This is a genomic window from Phenylobacterium sp., from assembly GCF_016793225.1.
In the GTDB taxonomy this organism is placed as follows: Bacteria; Pseudomonadota; Alphaproteobacteria; order Caulobacterales; family Caulobacteraceae; genus Phenylobacterium.
The window spans coordinates 1-6,474 of record NZ_JAEUMN010000124.1; the positions used below are offsets into that span (position 1 = coordinate 1).

Annotated in this window: 9 protein-coding genes and 1 pseudogene; 8 read left to right on the top strand and 2 right to left on the bottom strand. The window is 72.8% G+C overall.

Annotated elements, in window-relative coordinates; translation table 11 throughout:
• Positions 1-180 (bottom strand): annotated as a pseudogene (locus JNK30_RS14750) (glycine zipper 2TM domain-containing protein); the annotation flags it as partial.
• Positions 181-349: 169 nt separating this feature from the next.
• Between JNK30_RS14750 and JNK30_RS14755 the strand changes: the two are divergent.
• The 4 genes from JNK30_RS14755 to JNK30_RS14770 all read left to right on the top strand — a co-directional run bounded on the left by JNK30_RS14755 (position 350) and on the right by JNK30_RS14770 (position 2,684).
• The gene (locus JNK30_RS14755) at positions 350-1,543 is read left to right on the top strand and encodes an MFS transporter (RefSeq protein ID WP_293483244.1); all 1,194 of its coding nucleotides are present in this window, start codon (positions 350-352) and stop codon (positions 1,541-1,543) included.
• Positions 1,544-1,622: 79 nt separating this feature from the next.
• Positions 1,623-1,985, top strand: a complete 363-nt coding sequence (locus JNK30_RS14760) for a cytochrome c (RefSeq protein ID WP_293483245.1) — start codon at positions 1,623-1,625, stop codon at positions 1,983-1,985.
• 82 nt (positions 1,986-2,067) lie between these two features.
• Positions 2,068-2,247 carry a hypothetical protein gene (locus tag JNK30_RS14765; RefSeq protein ID WP_293483247.1) on the top strand — a complete coding sequence of 60 codons (180 nt, stop codon included), beginning with the start codon at positions 2,068-2,070 and terminating at the stop codon, positions 2,245-2,247.
• A gap of 11 nt (positions 2,248-2,258) precedes the next feature.
• Positions 2,259-2,684 (top strand): CBS domain-containing protein, encoded by a 426-nt coding sequence (locus JNK30_RS14770; protein WP_293483249.1) that lies wholly within the window; start codon positions 2,259-2,261, stop codon positions 2,682-2,684.
• Positions 2,685-2,691: 7 nt separating this feature from the next.
• Here JNK30_RS14770 and JNK30_RS14775 read toward each other — a convergent pair whose 3' ends face one another.
• On the bottom strand, positions 2,692-2,847 hold the full coding sequence (locus JNK30_RS14775) for a hypothetical protein (RefSeq protein ID WP_293483251.1): 156 nt from the start codon (positions 2,845-2,847) through the stop codon (positions 2,692-2,694).
• Positions 2,848-3,010: 163 nt separating this feature from the next.
• Here JNK30_RS14775 and JNK30_RS14780 point away from each other — a divergent pair, with 163 nt between their 5' ends.
• From JNK30_RS14780 to thiE, 4 genes are read left to right on the top strand one after another with little or no spacing between them, the layout of a single operon-like run.
• The gene (locus JNK30_RS14780) at positions 3,011-4,423 is read left to right on the top strand and encodes a cytochrome ubiquinol oxidase subunit I (RefSeq protein WP_293483253.1); all 1,413 of its coding nucleotides are present in this window, start codon (positions 3,011-3,013) and stop codon (positions 4,421-4,423) included.
• Positions 4,420-5,460: a cytochrome d ubiquinol oxidase subunit II gene (gene cydB, locus JNK30_RS14785; protein ID WP_293483255.1), complete on the top strand. Its 1,041-nt coding sequence runs from the start codon at positions 4,420-4,422 to the stop codon at positions 5,458-5,460. Before JNK30_RS14780 ends, cydB begins: the two co-directional genes overlap by 4 nt.
• Positions 5,444-5,590, top strand: a complete 147-nt coding sequence (locus JNK30_RS14790; RefSeq protein WP_293483257.1) for a DUF2474 domain-containing protein — start codon at positions 5,444-5,446, stop codon at positions 5,588-5,590. Before cydB ends, JNK30_RS14790 begins: the two co-directional genes overlap by 17 nt.
• A 15-nt stretch (positions 5,591-5,605) precedes the next feature.
• Positions 5,606-6,253 carry a thiamine phosphate synthase gene (thiE, locus tag JNK30_RS14795; RefSeq protein WP_293483259.1) on the top strand — a complete coding sequence of 216 codons (648 nt, stop codon included), beginning with the start codon at positions 5,606-5,608 and terminating at the stop codon, positions 6,251-6,253.
• The last annotated feature ends 221 nt before the right edge of the window (positions 6,254-6,474 follow it).

A 6,474-nucleotide genomic window follows, 5' to 3' on the forward strand; every position in this document is an offset into this window, starting at 1 on the left:
GGCCAGCTGGTTGCCCAGGACGCCGCCGGCCACCGCGCCGATCACCGTGCCCTTGTTGGCGGACTTCTTGACGCTCTTGCAGACGAGCACCCGCTTGGCCGCCTCGGCCGGGGCGGGAACGGCCGCCAGCGAAAGTCCGACCGCGCCGAACACCGCGGCGGCGAGAATCCTGTTGCGCATCTTGGCCTCCTTCGAGCTTGGCGCGCCTCGCGGTCGAGGCGGGTCACCTAACTCCCAAGGCAGCGCCGGGTTTCAGGCGCGGGTGTGACGCAGCTTGGCCACAAGCATGGCGCCGGGCCCGTGTTCGCGCGATGGTGGGGCGGGTGCGTGAGTCGGGGAGACGCACGACATGACTACGGCCACAGGCGGACGCGCGGGCGCGCGGCTCATCGTCCTCATCTGCTTCCTGATCGCCGCGGTCGAGGGCTACGACATCCAGGCCTTCGGCGTCGCCGCGCCGCTGATGGCGCCCGAGCTGGGGCTGGATCCGGCTCAGCTGGGCTGGGCGGGCAGCGCCGCCATGATCGGCCTCGTCGTCGGCGCCCTGATCGGCGGCTGGGCGGCCGACCGCACCGGGCGCAAGCCGGTGCTCGTGGCCTCGGTCGCCGCCTTCGGGCTCTTCTCGCTCGTCACCGCCATGGCGGGGTCGTACGAGACCATGCTCCTGGCGCGCTTCGCCACCGGCCTGGGCTTCGGCGGCGCCATGCCCAACCTGATCGCGGTCGCGGTCGAGATCAGCCGGCCCGAGCGGCGCTCGGCCACGGTGGCCGCCATGTTCTGCGGCATGCCCGTGGGCGGGGCGACGGCGGCGCTGATCGCGCGGCTGGCCGGGCCCGAGCTGGACTGGCGCGCGATCTTCGTGGCGGGCGGACTGGCGCCGCTGGTCCTCGTGCCCGTCCTGGTCTTCCTGCTGCCGGAGACGCGCCCCCAGCCCGACCCGTCGGCGGACCGCAACCTGACGCGGGCCCTGTTCGGCGAACGGCGCGCCGCGCCCACGCTCCTGGTCTGGGCGGCCTTCATGCTCACCCTCGTGGTGCTCTACCTGGCGCTCAACTGGCTGCCGACGCTGGTGGTCGACAAGGGGCACGCCGCCTCGGAAGGCTTCGCCGCGGCGATGGCGTTCAACATCGCGGGCGTCGTGGGGTCGCTGGCCGTGGCGGCGGTGGCCGACCGGTTCGGATGGCGCTGGCCCCTGGCTGTGGTCTACCTCGCGCTGGCGGCCGCCATGGCGGGGTTCGCCCTCGCCGACGCCTCGCCCGCGATCCTGGCCCTCAGCGCCGCAGCGGGCTTCCTGGTGATGGGCGCCCAGTTCACGCTCTACGCCGTCGCGCCGCTCATCTACCCCGTCCACCTGCGCGCGGCCGGGGCCGGCGCGGCCGTGGGCGTCGGGCGTCTCGGCTCGATCTTCGGGCCCCTGATCGCCGGAGAGCTGCGCAACGCCGGCGCGACGCCCGAACAGGTCTTCCTCACCATCGCCCCGGCGGGCCTCGCCGCCGCGGTGATCGTGGCGGCCCTGGGACGCGTGACGCGAAGCGGGTCTTGATCGCCGTCAAGGCCGAACCCCGCGGACCCGGGGATCGTGGGCCGATGGAGGCGCGGCCATGCCGATGGAGCTTCGAGCGATGACGAGGGCGCACGCGGCCTGGCTGCTGGGCGGCATGCTGGCGCTGGCCGCCGCCGCCGGCGCCTGCCAGCCCGCCCCGCAGGCCGCGCCCCGCGACGTCGACCTGGCCCGCGGCGAGACGCTGGTCCGCCGCCACTGCGCGGGCTGCCACGCCGTGGAGCAGCAGGACACGAGCCCGTTGCGCGGCGCGCCGCCCCTTCGCGACCTGCACAGGCGCTACGAGCCCGAGATGCTGGCCGAGGCCCTGGCCGAGGGCATCCTGACGGGCCATCCGGCCATGCCGGCCTTCAGCTTCCCGCCTTCGGACGTCCAGGCCATCATCCGCTATCTCGACAGCGTCCAGTCGCGGCAGAAGAGCTGAGGCGCAGGTGCCCGGGTCGGCCTGCGGAACGACCTGCCCGGTTCGGACCTTTCCCTCGCTGACAGACAGCGAGGAGGACCCGATGCCCCGCGAGACCATCGATACCGGCAATTCCAAGCGCTACGTCCGAAGGGACGCCGAGGGCCAGTTCACCGAGGACCAGGTGAGCGTCGGCAAATCGCTGGCGGCCGACCGCCGCCAGAAGGCCAAGACCGTCGCCAAGAAGGGCGACGGCGACCGCGGCGACCGCAAGAGCAGCTAGGAGGGACGGCCATGAACGTCAGCGAAGTGATGACCGCCCAGGTCGTGACCGCCACGCCGCGCACGACCGTGCGCGAGGTGGCCCAGACGATGGCGCGGATCGAGACGGGCGCGGTGCCTGTCGTCGACGACGGCAAGGTCGTCGGCCTGATCACCGACCGCGACATCGTGCTCCGGATCGTGGCCGAGGCGGGCAGCCTGGACACGCCGGTCGCCGAGGTGATGACCGAGGGCGTCGAGACCTGCGCCGAGGACGACAACGTGGCGGACGCCGCGGCCAAGATGGGATCGCGGCAGATCCGGCGCCTGGTGGTGCTGGGCGAGGGGGGCCGGCTCTGCGGCATCCTCTCCCTGGGCGACATCGCCGTGGACTACGGCGCGAAGGCCGTCGGCCGCACCCTGGAAGAGATCTCGGAGAATTCCCCCGCGGCGCAGTGAGGCGTCGCTACCGCGGACGGCAGGACGGGGGCAGGCCGAAGATCCCGCCCAGAGTGCAGATGCTCCCGATCCGGCTGTCGGCCGCGGGCGCCTTGGCGGCCATCGGCGTGGCGAGTGTGAGGCCGGCGGCGAAAGCGGCGAGGGCGAGAGCGCGGACGATCATCGGGTCTCCCCCGAGGGCGGCTGGTGGCGAAGCTTGTCGCCATGGCGATACGTACGCAAGTGTGGTGCGGAGGCGCGCCGGCTCGCCGCTCTCTCCCCTTCTGCAGGGATACGGCAACGAGGGGGTGTGGTAAGGACGGGGCGGTCTGCGGAAGGGAGAGGTCATGGACCTCGACGCGCTGCTCCTGTCGCGCCTGCAGTTCGCGTTCACCATCGCGTTCCACATCATCTTTCCGAGCTTCACCATCGGGCTGGCGAGCTTCCTGGCCGTGTTCGAGACGATCTGGGTCGTCACCCGGCGCGAGGCCTTCAAGACGCTCTACCTGTTCTGGGTGAAGATCTTCGCGATCTCGTTCGGCATGGGCGTGGTCTCGGGCGTGGTGCTCTCGTACCAGCTGGGCACGAACTGGAGCGTCTTCTCCGCCGTCGCCTCGCCGGTGATCGGCCCGCTGTTCGCCTTCGAGGTGCTGACGGCCTTCTTCCTCGAGGCGTCGTTCCTGGGGGTCATGCTGTTCGGCTGGAAGAAGGTGGGGCCGGGCCTGCATCTCGCCTCGACGATCCTGGTGGCGGGCGGGACGCTGATGTCGGCCTTCTGGATCATCTCGGCCAACAGCTGGATGCAGCACCCGACGGGGTTCATCCAGCTCCCCAACGGCGAGCTGCGCGCCGTGGACTGGCTGCAGGTTATCTTCTCGCCGACCTTCCCCGAGCGGTTCGCGCACATGGTGCTGGCGGCCTATCTCACCACCGCGCTGGTGGTGGGCGCCGCCTCGGCGTGGCGGCTGCTGCGGCGCGGCGCGGAGCCGGAGTCGCGCATCGCGCTGCGCATGGCGATCGGCATGTTCGCCGTCGTGGCGCCCCTTCAGCTCGTGGTCGGGGACCTGTCCGGGCGTGAGGTCGGCCGGGTGCAGCCCGCCAAGCTCGCCGCCATCGAGGCCTTCTGGGAGACCCGCTCGGAGCAGCCGTTCCATATCGTCGCCTGGCCCGACCGCGCGATCGAGGGCAACCGCTTCGAACTCTCGATCCCGCGCATCGGCAGCCTGCTCACGGCCGGCGCCATCGACGCCGAGGTGAAGGGGCTGCAGGCCTTCGCGCCCGAGGACCGCCCGCCGGTATTCATCGTGTTCTGGGCGTTCCGGGTGATGGTGGGCCTGGGGCTGGCGATGATCGTCCTGGGCATCTGGGGCGCCTACCTGATCTGGCGGACCGCCGGACCCGAGCACAGCCGGTGGTACCTGCGGGCCGCGGTGGTCATGGGCCCGGCGGGGTTCGTCGCGGTCATCTGCGGCTGGATCGTCGCCGAGGTGGGCCGCCAGCCCTATGTCATCTACGGCGTGCTGCGGACCGCCGACGCCGTCTCGCCCGTGACGGCCGGCCAGGTCTCGGCCTCGCTTCTCGGCTTCATGACCGTGTACGCCGTGATCTTCGGCGTGGGCGTGCTCTACATCCTGCGGCTGATCGCCCAGGGCCCCGAGGAGATCGCCGAGGCGCCGCCCCAGCGCGGCCGGCCGCCGGGCTATGCGCTGGGCGCCACGCCCGACGCGGCCGAGACCCCCGTGGACGAGGCCGACCGATGAGCCTGGACCTGCCCCTGATCGCCGCGGGCGTCATCGCCCTGGCCGTCCTGATGTACGTGCTGCTGGACGGCTTCGACCTGGGGATCGGCATCCTCTTCCCGTTCGCGGCGTCGGACGCCGACCGGGACGTGATGATGGACACCGTCGCGCCCATCTGGGACGGCAACGAGACGTGGCTGGTGCTGGGCGGGGGCGGGCTCTTCGCCGCCTTCCCGTTCGCCTACGCGGCCCTGATGCCGGCGCTCTACCTGCCCATCGTGGTGATGCTGCTGGCGCTGGTCCTGCGCGGCTGCGCCTTCGAGTTCCGCCACCGGGCGCGGGCCCGGGGCAAGCGGTTCTGGACCCTGGCGTTCGCCGGCGGGTCGCTGACGGCGACCCTGGCCCAGGGGCTGGTGCTCGGCGGGTTCATCCAGGGGGTGCGGCTGGAGGGCCGCGCCTTCGCCGGCGGGCCCTTCGACTGGGCGACGCCCTACAGCCTGCTCGTCGCCGTGGGGCTGGTGGCCGGCTATGCGCTGCTCGGGGCGGCCTGGCTGGTGTGGCGCACGGCGGACGAACTGCACGGCCAGGCGCGCCGCTGGGCGTGGATCACCGGCGCCGCGAGCGCCCTGCTGCTGGCGGTGGTCAGCGTCGCGACCCTGCTCGTGCACCCCCGGATCGCGGCGCGGTGGGGCCTGGAGGTCCGCGACGCCGCGTGGACGGTGGACGCCGGCGCCGCCCCGCTGCTGGCCATTCCGCTGCTCGGGCTGGCGGGCCTGGCCGGCGTCGCCTGGTCGCTGCGCAAGCCCCAGCGCCATCACGCCGGGCCCTTCGTGGGCGCCTGGATCGTCTTCCTGTCGGGCTACGCGGGCCTGGCGGTGAGCTTCTTCCCCAACATCGTGCCCTACGACCTGACCTTCCGCGACGCGGCGTCGCCCGACAACGCCCTGGCGCTCGTGCTCGGCGGCGTGGCGATCCTCCTGCCGTTCATCCTGGGCTACACCGTGTGGGTGTACTGGCTGTTCCGCGGCGAGGTCGGGCCGGATGCCGGCTATCATTGAGCCCCCGCCCGAGCCGGGCGCGCCCCTCCCGCCGCTGTGGAAGCGGCTGGCCTGGTTCGCCGGGCTGTCGCTGGCGGGCGCGTTCTCCACCGCGGCCATCGCCTACGGCTTGCGGCTCCTGCTGAGATAGGCTCCAAGGCGGGCGATGGCCCCGCCCACCTGCCGCCTCTACCTGATCACCCCGCCTCGCCTGGACGACCTCGCCGCGTTCGGCCACGCGCTGGCCCAGGCGCTGGACGCCGGGGACGTGGCGGCGCTGCAGATCCGGCTCAAGGATGTCCCCGATGAGATCGTCGCCGCGGCCGTCGACGCGCTCTCGCCCATCGCCCAGGCGCGCGGCGTCGCGGTGATCCTGAACGACCGCCCCGACCTCGCCGCCCGCCTGGGGTGCGACGGCGTCCACGTGGGGCAGGAGGACACGCCCTACCGCGAGGCTCGCCGGATCATGGGGCCGGACCGGATGGTGGGGGTGACCTGCCACGACAGCCGCCACCTCGCCATGGAGGCGGCGGAGGCGGGGGCCGACTACGTGGCGTTCGGGGCGTTCTTCCCCACCACGACCAAGGACCCGAAGACCCGCGCCGACCCCGAGATCCTGACCATCTGGCAGGAGACCATGGAGACGCCCTGCGTCGCCATCGGCGGCGTCACGGTGGAGACCGCGCGCGGCCTGGCGAAGGCGGGCGCGGATTTCGTCGCCGTCTCGGCCGGCGTCTGGAACCACCCCGACGGACCCGCCGCGGCGGTGAAGGCCTTCAACGCCGAGATGGCCGCCGGCGTCGCCGAGCGATAGGACCGAGCGGGGCTGCCGCCCGCCCGGTCCTCCCCTGCAAGGGGAGGGGAACCATGCGCCAGCATGGCGGAGGGGTGGTGAGCGCCGAGCTTGGCCCCCCTCCACCGCCTTCGGCGGTCCCCCTCCCCCTGCGGGGGAGGACCGTTGCGGAGCCTCGCGCATGAGACGGGGTGGCTGGCCTCGGTCGGCTATTCCGGCGGGCCGTCCTCGTAGACCGGCAC